Genomic DNA, 17,879 nt, shown 5'->3' with positions numbered 1-17,879 from the left:
GGACAGTGTGGCGGGAGGTGCGCGGCTCAGTCGACCCGGACGCCGGACTCGGCCACCGCGGGGCCGAGGACCTCCAGGATGCGGCGCATGGCCTGCGGGGGGTTGCTCAGCACCAGGTGGGCGCCCGGGGGGAGGGTGGCGGCCGCCCGCAGCAGGGAGATCACGCCGGACACGTCGATGAAGTCGAGTTCGGCGAGGTCGAGGTGGACGTCGCCGGTGGCCTGGCCGCAGAGCGCCAGCAGCAGGGCCTCCACGTCCGGGCGGGTGGTGAGGTCCGCGTGGCCCTGCAGCCGGGGGCCGGGTGCCGGGTCCGGGGCTGCGGTCGGGTCCACGCGGGCCTGCGGCCGCACCGGCTCAGCGATGGTGACCACCGCCGTCCCAGGGGTGCCGCGCACACGCGCGCATGGCGACCACCCCTCCCAGCGGCGTCGGAACCGAGTGCTCGGCAGCCTACGCGGGCCCGACGCCGCTGTCCCAGGGGTCCAAAGTCCTCACCCGAGGGGCGCAGCCAGGTCGTACACCGTCTGGCCGCCGATGCTGGTCCGGGTGAAGTTCTCCTGCACCCAGGTGGCGATGTCGTCGCTGCCGCCGGGGCCGCCGATCCCGCGGCCCTGACCGCCCGCGATGTAGTAGCGGACCTGGCCTTCGGCGACGTACCGCTGGAACTGCGCCAGCGTGGGTGCCGGGTCGCCGCCGTTGAAGCCGCCGATGGGGATCACCGGACGGCCACTTGCCAGTTGCAGGCTGCCCGCGCCCATCGACCCGGTGCTCGCCGCCGCCCACGTCCCGGTGGTGGCGCGCAGCGCCCGCACCAGTTCCGCGCTGACCTCCTGCCCACCGCCCGGACCGCCCCCGCCGCCGAACGCGCCGCCGCCACCCGCCGACGCGGGACCGGAGGCCGGGATCGAACCGCTGTGCGCGGTCGTCGCGGTGGCCACCGCGTACGCCGTGGTGGCACCGCCCCCGGCCAGCAGCGCCACCAGCGCCACCGGCACGGCCGCCCTGGCGAACCGGTGCGCGCCCACGGCGATCGCGGTCGCGGAGAGCACCCCGAGCGCGGCCACCACCCAGCGCAGCCACGGCAACCACTGCGCGTCGTGCTCCAGCAGCACGAAGCCCCAGCCCGCGCCGACCGCCACCACGGCCGCCAGCACGACCCGCGCGCCCAGGTGGTCTCGACCACGCCACAGCTCCCGGGTGCCGATGCCGATCACGCCCGCGACGCCGGGGGCCAGCGCCACCGTGTAGTACGGGTGGATGGTGCCCTCCATGTAGCTGAACACCAGCGCGGTCACCACCATCCACCCGCCCCAGAGCAGCAGCCCGGCGCGGGCGCGGTCGGTGCGCGGTGCCCGGCGGGTGAACCAGAGCCCGGCGACCAGGGCGATCAGCGCGGACGGCAGCAGCCACGACACCTCGGAGCCGAACGCGGCGCCGAACATCCGGCCCAGCCCGGTGTCCCCGCCGAACGCGGTGCCCATGCCGCCGCCACCCCCGCCCCCGCCGCCGTTGCCCGAGCCGCCGAAGATGCGGCCCAGGCCGTTGTAGCCCAGGGCCAGGTCGAGTTCGGTGTTGTCGGTGGAACCGCCGACGTAGGGCCGCGAGTCGGCGGGCCACAGGTCGGTGACGACCACGAACCAGCCCGCCGAGACCACCAGCGCCGCGACCGCGCCCAGCAGGTGCAGCAGCCGCCTGCCCAGGCCGGTGGGCGCGGCGACCAGGTACACCAGCCCGAAGGCGGGCAGCACCAGGAAGGCCTGCAACGTCTTGGCCAGGAACGCGAAACCGATTGCGACACCGGCCAGGGCCAGCCACCGCCAGCTCGCCCCCTCCGTCGCCCGCACCACGCAGTAGCCGCCCGCCACCATCAGCAGCACCAGCAGCGCGTCCGGGTTGTTGAACTTGAACATCAGCGCGGCCACCGGCGTCAGCGCCAGCGCGGCACCCGCGATCAGCCCGGCGACCGGACCGGACCAGCGCCGGACCGCGTTGTGCAGCAACCACACCGAGCCGATCCCGCACAGCGCCTGCGGCAGCAGCATGCTCCACGAGGAGAACCCGAAGACCCGCCCCGACAGCGCCATCAGCCACAGCGCGGCGGGTGGCTTGTCGACGGTGATGGTGTTGCCCGCGTCGAGCGAGCCGAAGAACAGCGCCTTCCAGCTCTGCGTCCCCGCCTGCGCGGCGGCGGCGTAGAAGTCGTTGGCCCAGCCCGAAGCGCTCAGGTCCCACAGGTACAGCGCGGCCGTCACGGCCAGCAGCCCGATCAGCGCGGGCCGCTCCCAGCCGCGCCGGGCCGCGGGCACCTGGGCGGCGACCGCGGGCGCGGCGGGTGCGGCGTGCCGGGGTTCGGACGTCGTGGTGGTCGTCGTGGTGGTCATCGCGCGTTCTCCGCACTCGGCGCCGCGGCGCCGGTCTCCTCGAGGGTGGACCGCTCGTCCGCGCGGCGGAACACCCAGCCGCGCAGCAGCAGGAACCGCAGGACGGTGGCGGCGAGGTTGGCCCCGACCAGGACGACGACCTCGGTGCCGCGACCCGGGTCGCCCAGGCCGTGCAGCAGGGCCAGCGACCCGCTGGTCAGGCCCAACCCGAGGGCGAACACGAGCAGCCCCTGGAACTGGTGCCTGGCCGCGCCGCCGCTGCCGCGCACGCCGAAGGTGAGCCGCCGGTTCGCCGCGGTGTTGCCGACCGCGGTGACCAGCAGCGCGGTGAAGTTCGCCGCCTGCGGGCCGACGCCGCCGCGCAGCAGCACGTACAGCACCAGGTACGCCGCGGTGCTGAGCACGCCGATCGCGCCGAAGCGCACCAGTTGCCGCAGCAGCCCCGCGGGCACCCCCGGCGGGTCCGCGCTGATCGCGCCCCGGGACAACTGCTCGCGCAGCCGGGCGATCGGGATGGCGCCGGTGGTCAGACCCCGGCCGAGGCGGGCGATGCCGCGCAGGTCGGCCAGCGCGGTGGCCACGATGTCCACCCGGCTGTCCGGGTCGTCCACCCAGTCCACCGGGACCTCGTGGATGCGCAGGCCCGCGCGCTGGGCCAGCACCAGCAGCTCGGTGTCGAAGAACCAGCCGGTGTCGGCCACGTGCGGCAGCAGCGTGCGCGCCACGTCGGCGCGGATGGCCTTGAACCCGCACTGCGCGTCGGAGAAGCGCACGCGCAGGGTGCCGCGCAGGATCACGTTGTAGGCGCGGGAGATGAACTCGCGCTTGGGCCCGCGCACCACCCGCGCGCCCCGGGCCAGCCGCGAGCCGATGGCCACGTCGGAGTGCCCGGAGATCAGCGGGGCCACCAGCGGCGACAGCGCCGCCAGGTCGGTCGAGAGGTCCACGTCCATGTAGGCCAGTACCTCGGCGTCGGAGCCGAGCCAGGTGGTGTGCAGCGCCCGGCCGCGGCCCTTCTGCTCCAGCCGCACCGAGCGCACCTCGGGCAGCGCCTCGGCCAGCGCGTCGGCCACCTCGGCGGTGCGGTCGGTGCTGGCGTTGTCGGCCACGGTGATCCGGAACCGGTACGGGAACTGGGCCTTGAGGTGCGCGTGCAGGCGGCGCACGCACGGTTCGAGGTCGACCTCCTCGTTGTGCACGGGCACGACGACGTCGAGGACGGGGGCCGGTCCCGCGACCCGCACGGGACCGCGGCCGAGACCCCGCTGGGCGGGGAGGGGGAGCGAGGTGGCTGTCATGGCTGCGAGCCTCCGGGGGTCCGCTGGGTGGTCGGTGTGCCGAAGCTGTGCGGGACCTGTGTCCTCATCGGTCATGACGCGGATCACGTTGTGGCGGTGGGGGTCGACAGGTCGTAGAGCGCGGTGCCGTCGACGGGGGTGGCGGTGAAGTTGTCCGCGACCCACTCGGCGATCTCCCGGGCGGCATCGCTGCCGGAACCGCCGGACATGATCGTGCTGCTGATGAACCAGTGGACCTGACCGTTCGCCACCATCTGCTGAAACTGCGCCAGGGTCGGCGCCGGGTCGGTGCCGTTGAAGCCGCCCAGGGCGAACACCGGCAGGTCGATCGCGAGCTGGTAGCCCGCCGCGTTGTTGGAGCCGACCACGGCCGCCGCCCACGTGTAGGACGTGGAGTCCCGCGACAGCGCGGCGACCACCTCGGCGCTGGGGGTCGGGGCGCCGAGCAGGCCGCCCATGCCGCCGCCGCGCCCGCCACCGCCGGGTCCACCGCCCCCGCCGAAGCCCATGGCGCTGCCGGGACCGACCGAGGGCAGCGCACCGGAGTGCGGCTGCGCGGCGGTGGCGACCGAGTACGCGCCAGGGGCGGCGAGCACCACGACCAGCGCCAGCGCCGCGACCCCCCGGGCGGCGAGCCTGGGCAGCACCGGCACCAGGACGATCAGCGCGGCCACCACCAGCCCGCCGAACAGCACCACCGGCCGCAGCCAGGGCAGCCAGTCCGACTCCCTGGCCAGCAGCAGCGACGCCTCGACCGCGGTCAGCGCCACCCCCGCCGCCAGCAACCCCACCGAGGCGAAGTCGTGCCGCGACCGCCAGGCGGTGGCCGCGCCGATGCCCACCAGGGCCGCCACCGCCGGGGCCAGCGCCACCGCGTAGTACGGGTGGATGATGCCGTCCATCAGGCTGAACGTGACGCCGGTGACGACCAGCCACCCGCCCCACAGGATCAGCGCGGCCCGGGTCCGGTCGGTGCGCGGGGCGCGGCGGGTCAGCCAGAGACCGCCGAGCAGGGCCAGCAGCGCGGCGGGCAGCAGCCAGGCGATCTCGCTGCCCATCTCGGTGCCGAACAGCCGCGACCAGCCGGGCGAGCCCCAGCCCGCACCGCCGCCGACGCTGCCGACCTCGTTGCCGGTGAGCCTGCCCAGGCCGTTGTAGCCCAGCGCCAGCTCCAGCACGCTGTTCTCCTGCGAGCCGCCGATGTAGGGCCTACTGGCAGCGGGGACCAACTCGACCACGAGCACCCACCAGCCGCCCGCGACGACCATCGCGCCAAGCGCGGCGACCAGGTGCCCGATCCGCTTGCCCAGCCCGGTGGGGGCGGCGATCAGGTAGACCAGCCCGAACGCGGGCAGCACCAGGAACGCCTGCAACATCTTGGTCAGGAACGCGAACCCGACCGCCGCGCCCGCCAGCACCAGCCACTTCGGACTGGCCTTCTCCAACGCGCGCACCACGCAGTAGGCGGCTACCACCAGCAACAACACCAGCAGCGCGTCCGGGTTGTTGAACCGGAACATCAGCGCCGCCACCGGGGTCAACGCCAGCGCCGCACCCGCGATCAGCCCCGCCGCCGGGCCGGACCACCGCCGGACCGCCGCGTGCAGCACAGCCACCGACGCCACCCCGGCCAGCGCCTGCGGCACCAGCACGCTCCACGGGCTGAGCCCGAAGACCCGCACGGACAACCCCATGAGCCAGGTCGCCGCGGGCGTCTTGTCGACGGTGATGCCGCCCGCCGCGTCGGTCGCGCCGAAGAACCACGCCGACCAGCTCTCCCCGCCCGCCTGCGCGGCGGCCGAGTAGTAGGCATTGGCCCACCCAGAGGCGCCCAGGTTCCACAGGTAGAGCACGGCGGTTCCCAGCAGCAGCACCGCCAGTGCGACGCGGTGCCGTCTCGGCGGGGGAGCGGCGGGGATTTCGGGGACGCCACCGGGTTGGTCGGTGGGCACGGCGCGGTCGGCGACGAGGGTCATGGGGACCACGGTGGTGGGCCGCGCTGGGTGGGTTTTGTGCGTTCCCTGTGAGCGGGCTGTGCGTCCGGCGGGCGCCGGTGCCACTCAGCGGACGGGCCACGTCCACCGGTTCCAGCCGGACGCCCCGGGGGTCACATCCGCTTCGCCCGGTCCCGCACCCGCCGCGCCTCCACGTGCGTGGCGGTGATCGCGCGCGTGGCGAACACCGAGTCCTGGGTCTCGATGGTGCTGAGCCGGTGGTAGCGCACCCGCAGCAGTTGCAGGTAGCTCATCAACCCCGCCAACTCGGCCGCCAGCGGTTCCGGCAGCGGATCGGGGACCGCGTCCACGGCGGCCCGCAGCACGTCGTGCTGCTCGACGAGCACCGGCAGCACCACACCGATCGGGTACGCCCCGCCGCCGCGCGGCCGGTGCCCGTCGAGGACGTCCGCCACGGCCGACGCGGCGGCGGCGACCGCGGCGGGGAACCCGCTCATCCCGCCACCGCCCGGCGCAGGTGCTCGCCGGTCGCGGTGCCCGCCGCGCACAGGTCGCGCGGGGTGCCCTCGAACACGACCTGCCCACCGCGCCTGCCGCCCTCCGGCCCCAGCTCCACCACCCAGTCGGCGTGGCCGATGACGTCGAGGTTGTGCTCGATGACCACGACGGTGGAGCCGTAGGTGTCGACCAGGCGGTCCAGGACGCCGAGCAGCCTGCCCACGTCGGCCAGGTGCAGGCCGGTGGTCGGCTCGTCCAGGACGTAGGTGGTGCCCGGGGTGTGCAGGCGGGTGGCGAGCTTGACCCGCTGGCACTCGCCGCCGGAGAACGTGGTCAGCGGCTGGCCCAGGCGCAGGTAGTCCAGGCCGACGTCGGCGACCGCGGTCAGCACGGCGGCGACCTTGCGGCTGCCCCGGAAGAACTCCAGCCCCTCGGCCACCGACATCTCCAGCACGTCGCCGATCGAGCGCCCGCGCAGCCGGTGGGCCAGCACCTCGTCGGTGAAGCGGCGCCCGTCGCAGGTCTGGCAGACCTGGGCCACCGAGTCGAACGCCGCCAGGTCGGTCTGGGTGAAGCCCAAACCGGCGCAGTTCTGGCAGGCACCGGCGGAGTTGGCGCTGAACAGGGCCGGGGCCACCCCGTTGGCCTTGGCGAACGCGGCGCGCACCTGGTCGGCGATCCCGGTGAAGGTCAGCGTCGTCGATCGCCGGTTGGCCCGCGGCGGCGACTGGTCGACCAGCACCGCCTCCGGGTGCTGCGCCCGGAACGCGCCGCCGACCAGGCTCGACTTGCCCGACCCCGCCACCCCGGCGATCACCGTCAGCACCCCGGTCGGCAGGTCCACGCTGACGTCGCGCAGGTTGTGCGTCCGCGCGCCCACCACCGACAGGCTGCCGGTCCTGGCGCGCACCCGGTCCTTGACCGTCGTCGGAGCGGTGAGGTGGTCGCCGGTCGGGGTGCCCGCGCCCGCGAGCCCGGCCAGGTCGCCCGCGTAGACGACCCGCCCACCCGCCGCGCCCGCGCCCGGCCCGATGTCCAGCACGTGGTCGGCGGCGGTGATCACGTCCCGGTCGTGCTCCACGACCAGCACGGTGTTCCCCTTGTCCCGCAACGTGTGCAGCAGCGACGTCAACCGGTGCACGTCGCGCGGGTGCAGGCCGATGCTGGGCTCGTCGAACACGTAGAGCATGTCGTTGAGGCTGCTCGACAGGTGGCGCACGATCTTGACCCGCTGCGCCTCGCCGCCCGACAGGGTGCTGGTCGCGCGGTCGAGGCTCAGGTAGCCCAGCCCGATGTCGACGAGGTGGCCCACCAGCCCCACCAGCGAGTCGACCACCGGCTGCGCCTTCGGCACGTCGAAGGCGGTGAGCACGGCCAGCAGCTCGTCGGCCTCCAGCGCGTTGAGGTCCGCGATGGACCGGCCGTCGATCGTGCAGTCGCGGGCCAACTGCGACAGCCGCGTCCCCCCGCACGACGCGCACGGCACGGAGGTGGTGAACCGCTGCACCATCTCCTTGGTGCGCGCGCTCTTCTCCTCGGCGGTGTCGACGTAGCGGCGGCGGAACTTCACCACCGCGCCCTCGTAGGTCATCTTCACGGTCGAGCCGTTGACGTCCAACGGGACGTGCCCCGACGCGCCGTGCAGCAGCTCCTCGCGCTCGGCGTCGGTGTAGTCGGCCACCGGCTTCGCCGGGTCGAACCGGCCGGACTCGGCGTAGATCCGCCAGTCCAACGACCCGACGGCGAACGCGGGCGCCAGCAGCGCGCCCCCGTCGAGGGACCTGGCCGGGTCCAGGAACGCGGGCAGGTCGACCCCGATCACCTGCCCCAGCCCGTCGCAGTCCGGGCACATCCCGGCGGGCATGTTGAACGAGAACGCGTCCGCGTACCCGATGAACGGCTCACCCGCGCGGGAGAACAGCAGCCGCAGCAGCGGGGCGATGTCGGTGATCGTCCCCACCGTCGACCGCGAACCGCCGACCAGCGGCCGCTGGTCGACGGCGATCGTGGCGGGCAGGTGCTCGATCAGGTCCACCGCGGGCCGCCCGGACGCGGGCAGGAACGACCGCACGAACGCGGGCAGCGTCTCGTGGAACTGCCGCTGCCCCTCCACGGCGATGGTGTCGAACACCAACGACGACTTGCCCGACCCCGACACCCCGGTCACCACGGTGACCCGGCGCTTGGGGATCTCCACATCGATCCCGGTCAGGTTGTGCTCATGCGCACCGACCACCCGGATGCACTCCACTACCGGCGCTGAACTGGATGAATTCACACTTCAACCCTATCTTTGAACAACCAGTTGAGACCTGTGCTGGAGTCGGCCGAAAAAAGCCTCAACCCCCGTGGTAGGCATGCGCCATGCCGCTGCGCCCAGTCGACCTAGCCCGGCACGCGGGCATCTCCACCCAGCAGGTCCGCAACCACGAGGCGGCGGGCGTGCTCCCGGAGGTGCCCAGAACCGAATCCGGCTACCGCCGGTACGGCCCCGAGCACCTGCGCGCCCTCCTCGCCTACCGCGCCCTCGCCCGCGCCCTCGGCACCGACCGCGCCACCGCCGTCCTGCACGCCGCCAACGCGGGCGACCCCACCACCGCACTGCACCTCGTCGACGCCGCCCACGCCACCCTCCACGCCGAGCGCCAAGCCGCCGAGAGCACCGCCGAAGCCCTCGGCGCGGTCGCCGACACCCCGGTCACCCCCGGCCCGGACCGACTGGTCGGCGAGGTCGCCGCCACGCTGTCGGTGCGCACCTCCGCACTACGCGTGTGGGAGGCTGCGGGCCTGCTCACCCCCGCCCGCGACCCCGCCACCGGCTACCGCCGCTACACCCCGCTCGACGTCCGCGACGCCCGGGTCGTTGCCATGCTCCGCAAGGCCCACTACCCGTTCCCCCGCATCACCCAGGTCCTGACCGACCTGCACCGCACGGGCAGCCGTGAAGCCCTCGCCGCCGCCATCGCCGAACGCCGCGCCGCTCTCGACGCGCAGTCCCTCGCCCTGCTCGAAGCCGCAGGCCTGCTGCACGCCCACCTGACCGCTTGACCCCCAGTGGCGTCACGATCGTGGCGTGACCTGCGAAAATGTGGTTCTGGGTGTTTGTCTGACGCCGGTTGGGGCCACTTCGGAGCACCCGTTCCGGTCGGTGGACGAGAACCGCTGGGTCAACGCTGCCGAACTGCGCCCCGGGTCGTCGACCCGGGATGACCGGGGGCGGGCGGTCGAGGTCGCGCGGGTCGGGTTCCACATCGGGGACTCGCGCATGCACAACCTGACCATCGATGTCGACCACACGTGCTACGTGGTGGCGGGGGCAACCTCGATCCTCGTGCGCAACGTTGATGTGTGCTGTGCCGCCGATCGCGGGGTGTTCACCGCGGCAGTGCCGGACGGGGTCCGGGCGGCCGTGCGGGAGTTGGTGGCCTTCCACGAGGCCGACGAGTGGCTCAGCGAGCAGGTCGGGATCATCGTGGTCCCCTGGACGCGCAGGGCTGGAGCACCAACGGCCACGGCACGCACGTCGCGGCCACCACCGCGGGCAAGATCTGTGGCGTGGCCGAGGAGGCCGAGGTCGTACCCGCGGCAAGTGCCGGGGTGCGAGGACTTCGGCACCGACTCCGCGACGGTCACCCCTTCGGCACGTCGATGGCGTCCCAGCACGTCACCGGGACTGTCGCGCTGGTCCTACTGCGACAGTGTGTGGTCCTGCCCTTGTTCTTCAGCGGGGATTCTGTGTCGATGGAGTCGGTACCGGCGCCGCCAATGCGATTTCTGTGCCGTCACGGAAACGGCGCGGGGCCGGTGAGGCGGCCACCGGCCCCGCGCCCGCAGTCGGCGATCCGAGGTTGGGGGTGCCTCAGCTCGCCTTGAAGGTCTCCGTCCACAGCCCGAACACCGTGCCCGTGGGGTCGCGCAGGTCGGCGAAGGCCTTGGTGCCGTAGACGTTCAGCGGTTCGGTGACCACCTCCGCGCCCAGCTCCAGGGCCCGCTCGAGCTTGCCGGGCAGGTCGCCGACGTGGGTGTAGAGGACGCTGCTCGCCACCGGGCCTGGTTTCTCGTCGGTCTCCACCAGGCAGCCCATCAGGCCGCCGCCCGCCTGCACGGCGTAGGTGAGGGGGTTGATCTCCTGGAAGGCCCAGCCGAACAGGCCCTCGTAGAAGGCCTTCGCCCGGGTGATGTCGGTCGTGCGCAGGTGCCAGAAGACGACCTTGCCCTCGGCCGCGTCTGGTTGGGCGGCGACGGTGTCGTTCTCGGTCGCGGTCATGTCGGTGCCTTCTTCCTACTTCTCGGCCGAGCCGATCGGGGCGGAGGCCGCCTCCGGGGCGGTGGGGGTCGCGGCCGCGGCGGGGGTGCCCGGCAGGGGTTTGCCGGGGCGTTCGACGAAGACGTCGTGCATCATCGCGATCGAGGCGACGGCGAGCAGGCCCGCGGTGCCGCTGATCCACAGGATGGTGGAGCTCGCGGCCTCGGTGTTGATCGCGCTGTTGTGGGTGTAGTGGTTGGCCAGCGACTGCGCCAGGGTGAGGCCCAGGACGCCGCCGAGCTGCTTGGTGAGGGTGGCGCCCGCCGTGCCGGTGCCCATGTCGGAGCGGGGCACGGAGTTCTGCGTGGCGATGGTCAGCCCGCCCATGGCCGGGCCGGTGCCCACGCCCGCCAGCAGCAGCCAGACGCTGGTCAGCCACGGGGATGTGCCCCCGTCGAGGAAGGCGAAGGCCGCGGAGCCGGTGGTCAGCAGGGCCGCCCCGGCCAGCAGCACCGGTTTGGTGCGGCCGGTCCCCAGGATGACCAGCGCGGTCAGCCTGCTGCTCAGCGCCATGCCCACCAGCAGCGGCAGCACCAAGAAGGCGGACGTGCTGGCCGAGTAGCCGCGCACGTGCTGGAAGTAGAGCGGGACGATGATGCCGATCGGCATCACGGCGAGCTGGAAGAAGAACCCGCCGACCAGCAGGGCGGAGAAGCTGCGCCCGCGCAGCAGGTACAGCGGCAGGATCGGGGTGCCCGCCCGGCGCTCGACCGGAACCAGGGCCGCCAGCAGCAGTGCACCGAGCACCAGGCACCCGGCCACCACCGGATCGGTCCACTCCAGCGTCCGGCCGCCGGTGCTCTGGCCCTTGAGGCTGAGTCCGATGAGGACCAGGGACAGGCCGGTGCTCAGCAGTGCGATGCCCGCGACGTCAAGTCGGCCCGTCACTGTTCGCGCCTGGCGGATGCGCGGGTAGAGCAGGGTCAGTGCGACGAAGGCCGCACCCGCGAAGGGCAGGTTGATGAAGAAGGCCCAGCGCCAGCCGATCCCGTCGGCCAGCACGCCGCCGAGCAGCGGGCCGCCGACCATGCCGATCAGCATCAGCGCCGCGATGATCGACTGGATGCGCAGCAGCACGGTGGACTTGCCGGTCGGGAAGACCTCGCGGATGGCCGCCATGCTCAGCGTCAGCAGCGCGCCCGCGCCGAGGCCCTGCACCGTGCGCGCGGCGATCAGGAACGCCATCGAGCCCGCGAAGCCGCAGGCCAGCGAGCCGACCAGGAACAGGCCCAAGCCCAGCAGCAGCAACCGCCTGCGGCCGTAGAGGTCGGAGAACCGACCGTAGATCGGCACGCTGATCGACGATGCCAGCAGGTAGGCGGTGACCAACCACAGGTACCAGGAGTCGGAGCCGCCGACCTGGTCGACGATCTTGGGCAGGATGGTGACGATGACCGAGCCGTCCAGCATGGCCAGGAAGGCGCACACCAGCAGTGCCCACATCACCACGGTGGGGTGGCGGGTCTCCGGCTCGTCCTCGGGTGGTGCCTCGTTCGGTGACATCAGTCCTCCTGACCGGGGGTGAGTGCGCCGTGCAGGAACAGGTCCACCAGCTCCCCCGGTGACCGCCCGAGTTGCCCGGCGGCCACCGCGAGGGCCTGGAAGAGCGGGGCCAACCGTTCCGGCGGTGTCCGCAGCGCGGCGCGGTCGGACTCGAACAGGGCGACGAGTTCGCCCGGCGCCGCAGTCCGGTCGGCGGGGTCTGCCTGATCGGTGGGGGCTTGATCAGGGGAGGCTTGGTCGGCTTGGTGGGTGTGGTCGACCCGGGTGGGTGCCCCGGTGAGAGCTCCCACCCGGGTGGCGTGGTCGGTGATCGCCTCGGCGGCCATGGTGAGCCGGTCCACCAGCGGCAGGCCGGGGTCGACCGCCGCGAGGTGGGCCCGGGTGTCCTCGCCGCGCAGCGCGATCGCCAGGCAGGCGGTGCGCAGGGATTCGGCGTCGGGGAAGGTGCGGGTGACGACGTCCTCCGCGACGCCCGCCGCGTGGGCGACCTGCGCCGGGGTGGTGTCCTGGCCGTGCGCGAGGAGCAGCGGGAGCGCGGCCCACACGAGCTGCTCGCGGTGCGGTTCGGCGGTCGGGGGCTCGGCGGGGGAAGGTGCGGTCATGTCGACATCGTATGTAGTGAGTACTCACTACGTCAATCTGCCCCACCCGATCCGTGAGCCCGCGGATCAGGTGGCCGCCGCGTTCAGCACCGGGACCAGCTGCGCCTCCTCGTAGTCGAAGTGCGCCTGCAGGGCCGTGGTCAACCGCACCACGTCGTCGCGGATGCGGTCGGCGCCCACCTCACCCACCTCGAACCGGGCCAGCAGCGCCCGCAGGTCGGCCAGCGCCCCGGCGACGTCTTCGTGCTCGGCGCGCAGCCGCCGGATCGCCGGGGCCAGCTGCGGGAAGTAGGCCTCCAGCCGCCCGAAGTCGTCGTCCTCGTGCAGGTGGTGGCGAGTGAGCAGGTCGCACATCTGCAGGCACCCCGTGGTGAGCCCGGCGCGCAGCTCCGGGCGCGGCACCGGGTCGGCCGCCGCGTCGTCGAACTGCCCGCGGATGATCGCCAGCGATCGGCGCAGGTCGGCGTGCACCCGGCAGAGGAAGTCGCCCGGGCTCGGTGGTCGCTCGTCGTTCTGTGGCTCGGTCATGCCGTCGAATCCTCCTCGGGTGGTCCCGTCGGGTGCCAGGGCAGGCACCCGTTGTGCGCAAGCCCGTTCGCCCTCACCGCACCGCCAGTGCCGCCCGCCCGGCCGCCGCCGCGAAGACCTCCTCGGTCGGGGGCAGCGCCGCCACGGCGGCCGCGTACCCCGCGCGCCGCGCGGCCAGGTCGTCGCGGGTCCCCGGGTCGAACAACAGCGCCGTCAACGCCGCCACCACGCCCCCGCCGTCGAACAGCTCCCGGTGCACCAGGGCGTCGAGGTGTGGGTTGTCCTTGAGCAGCGGCTCCAGGAACGCGTGCTGGCCCTTGGGCCACATCCGGAACGGCTCGACGGGCGCGGTGTCGAGCAACCACCGGCGCACCACGGGGTCCATACCACCCAGTTCGGACTCCACGGTGTCCACCGCGGCGGTGTCGGGCACGGTGAAGCGGTTGGTGAGCAGCATCGCGGGTGTGTCGGCCAGGATCGCCCTGGACACCGTCAACCCCGTGGTGGTCAAGGAGAGCACGGCGTCCACCGACGCCAGCAGCTCGTCGTAGCGGTCCGGGGCGCACAGCGGCAGCAGGTGCACCCGCTCGGCGGGCAGCGCCAGGAACGGCTCAGGCACGTTGCCCCCGATGAACAGCAGGTGCGCGTCGCTCGGCAGCCGCCGCAGGTAGTCGGCGAGCAGCTCGGGCACCCGCCTGCCCAGCCTGCCCACCATCTCGGTCATCCCGGGTCGGTCCCCGCGCTGGTGCTGCCAGGCCGCCATCGGCAGCATGACCAGGCGGTGCCGCTCACCGACGCCGAGGGCCGCGCGCACCTCCCGCCGCCGCGCCGCGGTCAGCGCGGGCTCCGGCGGCAGCACCCGGTACGGGTGGCCGTACCCGGCTGGGCCCGGGTCCAGGTGGCACACCGGCACCGGCCGCAGGTGCGCGGGCATGTCCAGGATGCGCCTGCTCACCTCGCGCTCGTGGCGCCTGCCGCAGACGTCGAAGCGGAACGCGGTGTTCTCCCACTCCCAGATGTCGATGGGCAGCACCGGCAGCCGGTAGTCGTCGATGAACCACGGGTCGGTGTCGAACTGGCGGATCAGCGTCCCCCAGTGGTTGAGGTAGTCGGCCAGCACGATGGCGTCCGGTCGGAACCGCCGGACCACCGCGTCGACCTCCGCGCGCACATCTTGCCCCCCGGCGGGGTCGAGGACGGTGTGGGGATAACCGTGGTGGCGCAACAGGTTCTCCGACGAGGCGGTGATGACGTAGTGGCTGCGCACCCCCGCGGCGCGCAGCTGGTTGGTCAGCCCGATGCCGACGAGGGTGTCCCCGTAGGCCACTGTGGACAGCGCGAAGACGAGCACCTTCATCTCGGGTCCTCCCGTGGGTCAGGACACGAGCGTGGCCCGCCGCGCTCGACCCGCGCTCGACCCGCCCCGGTTCGAGCGCGGGTCGAGCTGCGGTCCAGCGCCGGGGGACAGCCTCGGCGCCATGCTTGCCACGGAGGCGACCGACCTCATCCGGGACCTGCTCGCCGCGACCGCATCAGCCGATGGCGACGTCACCGCCGCGATCGACGGGTTGGGGGTGGAGCGCACCGCGCGGGTGCTGGTCGAGGAGGTCGTCTTCCGCGCCAGGCTCGGCGACACCGGTGTCCGCGCCGGGGAGGCGGTGTCGGTCGTGCTCGCCCTCGCCCACCGCGGCCGCGAGCTGGCCACCACGGTGTGCGTGGGTCCCGGTGGGATCGAGGTCCGCGACGGGCACACCCCCGGCACCGCGCCGCCCCCGGCGGTCATCGCCCAAGACCTCGTGGAGGTGGCGCGCGCACTGTACGGGCCGCGCGAGCTGGTCACCGCCGCCACCCGCGCCATCCGCTGGCCAGGGCACCGGTTCGTGGTGCCCTCACCCGACCGCGAGGTGCCCCCTCCGTTCTACTACTGGGTGGTGCAGCGCGTGGTGCAGGTCCTCGACCGGCGCGGTGCGGCGGACCTCGGCGAGCTGGCCGTGCGCTGCGGCACCGACAAGTGGGGTGCGCTGCACCAGTACACCCCGCACTACGAACGGCACTTCGCCCCGCTGCGCGAGCACCGGCTGACGATCCTGGAGATCGGCATCGGCGGCTACGAGGACCCTCGCCGGGGCGGCACGTCGCTGCACATGTGGAAGCACTTCTTCCCCCGGGCGCTGGTGCACGGCATCGACATCGCCGACAAGAGCCCGCTCGACGGCCCCCGGCTGAGCACCACCGTGGCCGACCAGTCCAAACCGGAGGAGCTGTTGGAGTTCGCCGAGCGGCACGGTCCCTTCGACATCGTCATCGACGACGGCAGCCACGTCAGCTCGCACGTCATCTCCACGTTCCACACCCTGTTCCCCCACCTGCGCCCCACCGGGCTCTACGTCATCGAGGACCTGCACACCGCGTACTGGCCCGAGGTGTTCCACGGCGACGACACCGACCTCGGCGACCCGCGGTTCACCGTCGGCTTCCTCAAGACCCTGGTGGACGGACTGCACCACGAGGAATTCCTGCGCCCCGGCGCCCGCGCGCCGCTGCCGACGGACACACAGGTCATCGGCCTGCACCTGTACCCGAACGTGGCCGTGGTCGAGAAGGGGTCCAACGCGGCGGGCAGCCCCGTTGCCGACATGCTCCGCGCGGCCAGGGCCACCCGGTCGTGACGGCCACCCACCCGAGGAAGGACAGCGGGATGCACGTAGCAGCACCACGCGCCACCGCGTTTCTGGAGCGGCTGATCCGGGCCGCGGACGACGACGAGCGCCTGCGGGCGGTCGTGGCCGAACTGCCCCTGGCCGAGACCGCCCGCCTGCTGGTCGAGGAGTTGGTCTTCCGCGCGCGCAGACCCGGCAACACCCATCCGGTGCCGGTGGGGCTCGACGTCGTGTCCGGCGACGAGCGGGCGAGCTTCCTGTGCACCGTGGTCGACGGCCGCCCGATCGAGGTGGCGCCCGGCTCGACCGCGGATCGGGTCGGGCTGCGCGTGGAGTACGACGTCCACCAATTCGCTCGCGCCCTCTACGGCCGCTACAGCGGCCACGCCCACACCGCCCGCCGCACGGTCCCGCTCTACGGCAAGGCCCTCGACGGGTCCGGGGTCCCCCGGATCGAGCTGGTGGAGGAGACACCGAAGGCGGTCGACGCCCTGCTGGCTGGCACCGAGCCGGGCCGGGCCGACCTCGGCGAGCTGATGGCGCGGTGCGGCTCGGACAAGTGGGGCGGGCTGCACTGGTTCGCCCGGCGCTACGAGGAACACTTCAGCCGGTTCCGCGACGAACCCGTGCGGCTGCTGGAGATCGGCATCGGCGGCTACCAGGACCCCGATGAGGGCGGCGCGTCACTGAAGGTGTGGAAGCACTACTTCCGCCGCGGCACCGTGTACGGGATGGACCTGTTCGACAAGAACGGCCTCGACGAGCTGCGGATCACCACCGTCATCGGCGATCAGTCCGACCGGGCGCTGCTGTCGGAGGTGGTCGAGCGCAACGGCCCGTTCGACATCATCATCGACGACGGCAGCCACAAGAACGACCACATCCTCACCACCTTCGCGGCGCTGTTCCCGCACGTGCGTCCGGGCGGGTTCTACGTCATCGAGGACCTGTGGACGGCGTACCTGCCCGACTACGGCGGCACCGCGGGCCCGGTCGCCGGGCCGGGCACCTCGATCGGCCTGCTCAAGACCCTCCTCGACGCCCTGCACCACGAGGAGTGGACCGGTCCCGGCGCGGCGGGTTCGGTGGCCGAGTCGCTCACCGGCGTCTACGCCCACCACAACATCGCTTTCCTGGAGAAGGGCGTCAACCGCGAAGGCGGCATCCCCGATTGGATTCCCCGCACGCCCACCTGGTGACCCCGCCCCCACCCGACCGGAAGGACCCCCGATGGACAACCCCACCCACCTCTACCTCGACCTGCTCAAGCGGACGCTGACGAACACGGTGTACCAGGACAGCTCGAACCCCCGGCTCCCGGCGGGGCCGGGCGCCGCGCCGCACGGCCCGTACAACGCCGAACTGCGCTCCCGCGGCGAGGACTGGCCGACGGTCGCGCACACCATGGTCGGCCTCAAGCGCCTGCAGAACGTGCAGGACTGCGTCGAGCGGGTCATCGCCGACGGCATCCCCGGCGACCTCATCGAGACCGGCGTGTGGCGCGGCGGCGTCTGCATCTTCATGCGGGGCATCCTCAAGGTCCACGGCGTGGACGACCGCGCGGTCTGGGTCGCCGACTCGTTCCAGGGCATGCCCGAGGTCGGCGAGGACAGCAAGCCGAGGGACCGCAAGATGCGCATGCACGAGTACAACGACGTCCTGGGCATCCCGATGGAGCAGGTCCAGGAGAATTTCCGCCGCTACGGCCTGCTGGACGAGGCGGTGAAGTTCCTCCCCGGCTGGTTCAAGGACACGATGCCGGAGGCCCCGGTCGAGCGGATCGCCGTCCTGCGCCTCGACGGTGACCTCTACGAGTCGACGACCGCGGTCCTGGAGAACCTCTACCCGAAGCTCTCGGTCGGCGGTTACGCCATCATCGACGACTACGGCCTGCGCGCCTGCGCGGACGCCGTGCACGACTACCGCGACGCCAACGGCATCACCGACGAGATAGTCACCGTCGACAAGTTCGGCGTCTACTGGCGCCGCTCCGCCTGAGCGGCTCCCCGCCCGGGGCCCACCGCTGCCCCGCCCCGGCTCCCCGGGGGCGGGGCAGCGGTGTTTCCGAAGACGCGGTGTTCCGAGGGTGCGGTGTTCTCGGAACGTCATGCCCGACCGAACAGCCGCACACTTCGGGACCGGACGTTC

General features: G+C 72.9%; 15 protein-coding genes. 4 read left to right on the top strand and 11 right to left on the bottom strand.

Annotated elements, in window-relative coordinates; genetic code table 11:
• Positions 1-26 precede the first annotated feature (26 nt).
• From UO65_RS33095 to UO65_RS06535, 6 genes are all read right to left on the bottom strand, one after another.
• Complete coding sequence (locus UO65_RS33095; RefSeq protein ID WP_161784434.1) at positions 27-371, bottom strand: STAS domain-containing protein; 345 nt, start codon at positions 369-371, stop codon at positions 27-29.
• Positions 372-491: 120 nt separating this feature from the next.
• Positions 492-2,381 carry an ArnT family glycosyltransferase gene (locus UO65_RS06555; RefSeq protein WP_035279762.1) on the bottom strand — a complete coding sequence of 630 codons (1,890 nt, stop codon included), beginning with the start codon at positions 2,379-2,381 and terminating at the stop codon, positions 492-494.
• Positions 2,378-3,679, bottom strand: coding sequence for a bifunctional glycosyltransferase family 2/GtrA family protein (locus tag UO65_RS06550; RefSeq protein ID WP_052020812.1), 1,302 nt, complete (start codon positions 3,677-3,679; stop codon positions 2,378-2,380). Before UO65_RS06550 ends, UO65_RS06555 begins: the two co-directional genes overlap by 4 nt.
• An 83-nt stretch (positions 3,680-3,762) precedes the next feature.
• Complete coding sequence (locus UO65_RS06545; protein WP_152552001.1) at positions 3,763-5,655, bottom strand: ArnT family glycosyltransferase; 1,893 nt, start codon at positions 5,653-5,655, stop codon at positions 3,763-3,765.
• A gap of 131 nt (positions 5,656-5,786) precedes the next feature.
• Complete coding sequence (locus tag UO65_RS36620) at positions 5,787-6,131, bottom strand: hypothetical protein (protein ID WP_035279761.1); 345 nt, start codon at positions 6,129-6,131, stop codon at positions 5,787-5,789.
• Positions 6,128-8,368 carry an ATP-binding cassette domain-containing protein gene (locus UO65_RS06535; protein WP_233427459.1) on the bottom strand — a complete coding sequence of 747 codons (2,241 nt, stop codon included), beginning with the start codon at positions 8,366-8,368 and terminating at the stop codon, positions 6,128-6,130. Before UO65_RS06535 ends, UO65_RS36620 begins: the two co-directional genes overlap by 4 nt.
• 128 nt (positions 8,369-8,496) lie before the next feature.
• Here UO65_RS06535 and UO65_RS06530 point away from each other — a divergent pair, with 128 nt between their 5' ends.
• Positions 8,497-9,180 (top strand): MerR family transcriptional regulator, encoded by a 684-nt coding sequence (locus tag UO65_RS06530; RefSeq protein WP_035279759.1) that lies wholly within the window; start codon positions 8,497-8,499, stop codon positions 9,178-9,180.
• 811 nt (positions 9,181-9,991) lie between these two features.
• Here UO65_RS06530 and UO65_RS33090 read toward each other — a convergent pair.
• From UO65_RS33090 to UO65_RS34390, 5 genes are all read right to left on the bottom strand, one after another.
• Positions 9,992-10,399, bottom strand: a complete 408-nt coding sequence (locus UO65_RS33090) for a VOC family protein (RefSeq protein ID WP_052020811.1) — start codon at positions 10,397-10,399, stop codon at positions 9,992-9,994.
• 15 nt (positions 10,400-10,414) lie between these two features.
• On the bottom strand, positions 10,415-11,941 hold the full coding sequence (locus tag UO65_RS06520; RefSeq protein ID WP_063935900.1) for an MFS transporter: 1,527 nt from the start codon (positions 11,939-11,941) through the stop codon (positions 10,415-10,417).
• Complete coding sequence (locus tag UO65_RS06515) at positions 11,941-12,543, bottom strand: hypothetical protein (RefSeq protein WP_035279758.1); 603 nt, start codon at positions 12,541-12,543, stop codon at positions 11,941-11,943. The genes UO65_RS06520 and UO65_RS06515 overlap by 1 nt, the downstream gene beginning before the upstream one ends.
• A gap of 66 nt (positions 12,544-12,609) precedes the next feature.
• Positions 12,610-13,071, bottom strand: coding sequence for a hemerythrin domain-containing protein (locus tag UO65_RS06510; RefSeq protein ID WP_052020810.1), 462 nt, complete (start codon positions 13,069-13,071; stop codon positions 12,610-12,612).
• Positions 13,072-13,144: 73 nt separating this feature from the next.
• A complete protein-coding gene (locus tag UO65_RS34390; RefSeq protein WP_052020809.1) occupies positions 13,145-14,428 on the bottom strand; it encodes a DUF6365 family protein in 1,284 nt (427 codons plus the stop codon).
• A 121-nt stretch (positions 14,429-14,549) separates the two neighbouring features.
• Between UO65_RS34390 and UO65_RS06500 the strand changes: the two genes are divergently transcribed.
• The 3 genes from UO65_RS06500 to UO65_RS06490 are packed head-to-tail and all read left to right on the top strand — an operon-like array spanning position 14,550 to position 17,729.
• Positions 14,550-15,740 (top strand): class I SAM-dependent methyltransferase, encoded by a 1,191-nt coding sequence (locus tag UO65_RS06500; RefSeq protein ID WP_052020808.1) that lies wholly within the window; start codon positions 14,550-14,552, stop codon positions 15,738-15,740.
• 29 nt (positions 15,741-15,769) lie between these two features.
• The gene (locus tag UO65_RS06495; protein ID WP_035279756.1) at positions 15,770-16,930 is read left to right on the top strand and encodes a class I SAM-dependent methyltransferase; all 1,161 of its coding nucleotides are present in this window, start codon (positions 15,770-15,772) and stop codon (positions 16,928-16,930) included.
• Between the two features lie 31 nt (positions 16,931-16,961).
• Positions 16,962-17,729 carry a TylF/MycF family methyltransferase gene (locus UO65_RS06490; protein WP_035279755.1) on the top strand — a complete coding sequence of 256 codons (768 nt, stop codon included), beginning with the start codon at positions 16,962-16,964 and terminating at the stop codon, positions 17,727-17,729.
• Positions 17,730-17,879: the final 150 nt, after the last annotated feature.

This window comes from Actinokineospora spheciospongiae (assembly GCF_000564855.1).
Classification (GTDB): Bacteria; Actinomycetota; Actinomycetes; order Mycobacteriales; family Pseudonocardiaceae; genus Actinokineospora; species Actinokineospora spheciospongiae.
The sequence above is the reverse complement of the archived record's forward strand: the minus strand, read 5'-3'. Positions and strand labels throughout refer to the sequence as shown.

Excerpts from the sequence above, each read along its gene's own strand:
- UO65_RS06530 (WP_035279759.1), top strand. The coding sequence starts at position 8,497 with ATGCCGCTGCGCCCAGTCGACCTAGCCCGGCACGCGGGCATCTCCACC.
- UO65_RS06545 (WP_152552001.1), bottom strand. The coding sequence starts at position 5,655 with ATGACCCTCGTCGCCGACCGCGCCGTGCCCACCGACCAACCCGGTGGC.
- UO65_RS06490 (WP_035279755.1), top strand. The coding sequence starts at position 16,962 with ATGGACAACCCCACCCACCTCTACCTCGACCTGCTCAAGCGGACGCTG.
- UO65_RS06500 (WP_052020808.1), top strand. The coding sequence starts at position 14,550 with ATGCTTGCCACGGAGGCGACCGACCTCATCCGGGACCTGCTCGCCGCG.
- UO65_RS36620 (WP_035279761.1), bottom strand. The coding sequence starts at position 6,131 with ATGAGCGGGTTCCCCGCCGCGGTCGCCGCCGCCGCGTCGGCCGTGGCG.
- UO65_RS06510 (WP_052020810.1), bottom strand. The coding sequence starts at position 13,071 with ATGACCGAGCCACAGAACGACGAGCGACCACCGAGCCCGGGCGACTTC.
- UO65_RS34390 (WP_052020809.1), bottom strand. The coding sequence starts at position 14,428 with ATGAAGGTGCTCGTCTTCGCGCTGTCCACAGTGGCCTACGGGGACACC.
- UO65_RS33090 (WP_052020811.1), bottom strand. The coding sequence starts at position 10,399 with ATGACCGCGACCGAGAACGACACCGTCGCCGCCCAACCAGACGCGGCC.
- UO65_RS06555 (WP_035279762.1), bottom strand. The coding sequence starts at position 2,381 with ATGACCACCACGACGACCACCACGACGTCCGAACCCCGGCACGCCGCA.
- UO65_RS06520 (WP_063935900.1), bottom strand. The coding sequence starts at position 11,941 with ATGTCACCGAACGAGGCACCACCCGAGGACGAGCCGGAGACCCGCCAC.
- UO65_RS06550 (WP_052020812.1), bottom strand. The coding sequence starts at position 3,679 with ATGACAGCCACCTCGCTCCCCCTCCCCGCCCAGCGGGGTCTCGGCCGC.
- UO65_RS06515 (WP_035279758.1), bottom strand. The coding sequence starts at position 12,543 with ATGACCGCACCTTCCCCCGCCGAGCCCCCGACCGCCGAACCGCACCGC.
- UO65_RS06495 (WP_035279756.1), top strand. The coding sequence starts at position 15,770 with ATGCACGTAGCAGCACCACGCGCCACCGCGTTTCTGGAGCGGCTGATC.